Source organism: Neobacillus soli NBRC 102451 (genome assembly GCF_001591665.1).
GTDB lineage: Bacteria > Bacillota > Bacilli > Bacillales > Cytobacillaceae > Neobacillus > Neobacillus soli.
In genome coordinates this window covers 1-4,065 of the sequence record NZ_BCVI01000109.1, presented here as the reverse complement: position 1 = coordinate 4,065, position 4,065 = coordinate 1, and the positions used below count along the sequence as shown (strand labels likewise).

The following is a 4,065-nucleotide window of genomic DNA, read 5'->3' as shown; positions in this document are numbered from 1 at the left end:
TCCTTTAAAAAAGGTGCAAGTGCGGACTACAATCAATCCATCGCAGCTATTTATAAAGAAACTGGGGTCAGTTTTGATTTTTCAGAGCCGGCCGTTAAGCGAATGGGTGAATTCCTAGAAAAAGTCATTCAAGACATTCATTAACGAAGTGGGAGCACGGGGACGGTTCTTAGTAGAGGACAATCGGAAGTTTTCCGCGCAAAAAGGTACAACTAGTGAGATTTTCTAGTTGTGCCTTTTGCTTTACAGTCAAAATATCTGTCCACAATATTTTCGAATGCCGAGAAGAATGGCACCTATTTTAACCATTTCAATAGTTGAACCTCTGGGTGATTAGCTCTGCTAAGTAAGTCGGGCTGTAAGGAGTCCCTTCTTGTATCCACCAGGTTATGATGCCAAGGGACGAGGAAACAAGAATCTCTTTGGGTAATTGGAACGACTTCCCTTTCGCTTTTCTATTTTCTTCCGAAATTGTGACGATATCTAGCAATATCCCGAACACTCTTTTGCGGAAATCCTTGTTTTCCAGCATCACATTGTACAGTTTTGCGTTTCGATAAAAATGCTCAAGAAAAGAGACCAGCCTAGCCGGGGGTGTTTGGGATCCTTTCATTGTCTGATAATCCCCGGGTGGAGACTTCATCGTCCTATTCAAATCCTCAAATACCTCATCTATCATCTGCTCCATTAGATCATTAATATCATGATAGTGTAAGTAGAAAGTTGCACGGTTTAATTCGGCACGATTAGCAATATTTTGTACCGTCAACTTGCTTATATCCTCATTTTCCTGAATCAATGAAATAAGTGCTTCTTTAAACATTTTCTTTGTCCGTTTAATTCGAGGATCTACCTTTAACTTCTCTTTGTTAGACATCGTATCAGCCCTTCGTCTATAATTTCTAACTTTATCGACATACATACAGTAAAGTGTTAATTAATTTACATTTAGCTTAAAAGTGTAAATGGCTTTTATCGCTATTCTCATGTTAGTATTTTATTTATTGACACCATGATAATTAAACAACTACATGTCAATTATATAATAACTTAGGAAAGGAACGTTAATCAATCATGAATCAACCAATAAAAAGAGGGCTCCTTCTTTTCATCTTACTGTTAGGCTCATTTCTATCCGTTCTGAATCAGACGATATTAAATGTTGCTTTACCGGATTTGATGATGGAATTTGAAGTTTCTGCCACAACTATTCAATGGCTGGCAACCGGTTTTATGCTGGTGAATGGGATCTTAATTCCGGTAACGGCCTTTTTGATGCAGCGATTTACCACTCGGCAGCTTTTTATCAGCTCGATGGTTTTGCTGCTGGCGGGTACTTTCATCAACGCCATTGCCCCGAATTTCGCTCTTTTATTAACAGGCCGGCTGATTCAAGCTGCAGGAGCAGGTATTATCATGCCTTTATTGATGATGGTTACCCTTGTGGTGTTTCCTGTGGAAAATCGAGGAACGGCAATGGGAATGCTCGGACTTGTGATGATTTTTGCACCAGCCATTGGTCCGACTCTGGCAGGATTCATTATCGAACATTTTTCATGGCGGTGGTTATTTATCGGCATGTTCCCGCTTGTCGCCATCGTAATTGCCTTAGCATTTAAATATCTAGTCAATGTATCGGAAACATCCCGACCCAAACTTGATATCAACAGTATTATTCTCTCCACCGCAGGGTTTGGCGCGGTACTTTATGGATTTAGCAATGCAGGCGACAAAGGCTGGGGAACCGCATTGGTGTTGATCTGCTTAACTGTCGGTGTTCTTTTTCTCCTACTCTTCTGCCGGCGTCAGCTGACTTCGAAGGATCCTTTGTTAAATATACGGGTCTTCAGAGACAGAATGTTCACGATGACAACCATCGTTAATATTTTGGTGACGATGGTCATGTATGCAGATATGATTTTACTTCCAATCTACCTGCAGTCTAGCAGAGGATACACAGTTCTTGAAACGGGCTTACTGTTACTGCCTGGTGCCTTAATAAATGCTTTTATGTCCCCTGTATCCGGCCGCTTATTCGATAAATTTGGTGTAAAGCCGCTGGCGATAATCGGTCTAGTCTTTATTATCGCTGCATCATGGGGAGTTACCGATTTAAGTGCAGCCACTAGTTATAGCTATTTGATGATTCGGACCATCATCTTGCGGATTGGGATGTCTTTCATCACGATGCCTATTACGACTGCCGGGCTGAATGCCCTTCCAAAACACCTGCATTCCCACGGTTCAGCCGTATCTAACACCGTCCGTCAAGTAGCAGGTTCGATTGGAATTGCACTAGTGGTCACCATTTTGACAACCAGAACGAAAAGTCATGCCGCTGAGTTAATTCATTCTGGCAATGTGCAGTCCAAATCTCAGCTAATGATGGAATCTTCGATACTTGGCACGAGCGATGCATACATTTTTACGGTCATTTTAGTAATCATCGCCTTCCTTTTGACCCTATTTATGCCTAGAAAGGCAGCGTCGAAGCAAGACAGGACCATAGTGGAGCGGCAACACCATACGACCTCTGCTAGAGGAAGTTGAAAACAAAAAATTAGAGAAAATTAAAGGTTTGATGACAAACTTTGTTCATTAAGCCTTTTTACTCCCTATTTCATCACCTGTGTATCACAAATACCTATGTTATTTCATACACTATTCAAAAAAATGGGAGTTGTTTTTCATGGCACAATGGATTAACGTATCGACACTGAAGCATCAATTAAAACTGTTTGATGGAAACAGGCTTATAAAAACTTATCCTGTTGCTATTGGAAAAATATTGACCCCCTCACCTCCTGGGACTTATACGATCATCAATAAACAGCCTAATCCAGGCGGACCTTTTGGAGTGCTATGGATGGGCTTGTCTAAACCCCATTACGGAATCCACGGAACCAACAACCCAGCATCCATCGGTAAGAATGTCTCACATGGATGTATTAGAATGTATAACCATGATGTTCTAGATTTATCATCTAGAGTTTCGATTGGCACTCCTGTTGTTATTCATAAATGACCCTGTAAATCCCACTTGCTTTATTACATAGTTGGAGGAAAGTGCGACGTAGATGGGGGCTACTTCGACGTATGGGCTCAATTTCAGCGGAAACCCCAATGAAGACCGCTTCTACTTCCATGTTTGAGCTGAAAATATCGCCAAACCCTTACGTAGACCGCTTCTACTTCCATGTTTGGGCTGAAAATCCACTCAAATGTCTAAGTAGAAAGGATTCAGATACATTGTTTATGTCGTACTGGGCCCAAAATACGAATTGGCGGCAGAGCATCCATCCAATGATGGCCTTCCTCAATGAATCCATTTAAGCATACCTGCATTTATGTCACCTTTGTTTACCCATATACACAGAATTACTATATAAATATAACAAAAACATATATGATTAAATCAATCTCAATGTTGATTAAAACAAGAAAGATCCAAAAGACCTCTTTCCAACAAATTTCTCAAAAGTTTTAGTAAAAAGGCCCATTATACCAAGGTTAATAGCATTTTTAATCAAACGATTGGTTAGTAAATAATAAACTAATCAAACGTTTGATTAAAACGATAGCTAAGCTTATGAATAATGGGATAGCCCCATAAAACAAAAGAAAAGGATGTCGAATATAGGCGTTAATTTTTTCCTTTCTTTAGAAAAGCATGACGAATAACAGTACCTCTTGGCTAATTCTTCCCGCTTCGACAAGAACAACCATATTTCCCCTTCAATTAAACAGTTGATTAATAACAAGGAAAATCCTTCTACCATTTGATTTCTTCCAGGAAATTATTAAAAAAGAATGTCAAAATGCGCTTGACTTTATTCCTCACAAAACCAATATAAGATTTATGACAATCTATTGTTGCAAATGAGTTTTCTTCACTGACTGTCATCTCGCTTTGTAATAAAATACTGCTTTTTTTAATTAATATAATAAAGAAGATTTTAAGAGCGCACAGCGTGAAGGGCTGAGACGGGCATTTACAATGTTATTCGGCCCATTGTCAGGGGACCTCTTCCAGCATTGGATGTATACGAATCCTAAACACACTGT

4 protein-coding genes are annotated in these 4,065 nt (G+C 39.7%); 3 read left to right on the top strand and 1 reads right to left on the bottom strand.

Annotation, left to right across the window (positions count from 1 at the left end; genetic code table 11):
• Positions 1–310 precede the first annotated feature (310 nt).
• Complete coding sequence (locus BSO02S_RS25810) at positions 311–877, bottom strand: TetR/AcrR family transcriptional regulator (protein WP_066074875.1); 567 nt, start codon at positions 875–877, stop codon at positions 311–313.
• A 197-nt stretch (positions 878–1,074) separates the two neighbouring features.
• Between BSO02S_RS25810 and BSO02S_RS25805 the strand changes: the two genes are divergently transcribed.
• The 3 genes from BSO02S_RS25805 to BSO02S_RS25795 all read left to right on the top strand — a co-directional run bounded on the left by BSO02S_RS25805 (position 1,075) and on the right by BSO02S_RS25795 (position 3,333).
• On the top strand, positions 1,075–2,550 hold the full coding sequence (locus BSO02S_RS25805; protein WP_066074872.1) for a DHA2 family efflux MFS transporter permease subunit: 1,476 nt from the start codon (positions 1,075–1,077) through the stop codon (positions 2,548–2,550).
• A 139-nt stretch (positions 2,551–2,689) separates the two neighbouring features.
• Positions 2,690–3,025 carry a L,D-transpeptidase gene (locus BSO02S_RS25800; RefSeq protein WP_066074869.1) on the top strand — a complete coding sequence of 112 codons (336 nt, stop codon included), beginning with the start codon at positions 2,690–2,692 and terminating at the stop codon, positions 3,023–3,025.
• Positions 3,026–3,096: 71 nt separating this feature from the next.
• A complete protein-coding gene (locus BSO02S_RS25795; RefSeq protein ID WP_066074867.1) occupies positions 3,097–3,333 on the top strand; it encodes a hypothetical protein in 237 nt (78 codons plus the stop codon).
• The last annotated feature ends 732 nt before the right edge of the window (positions 3,334–4,065 follow it).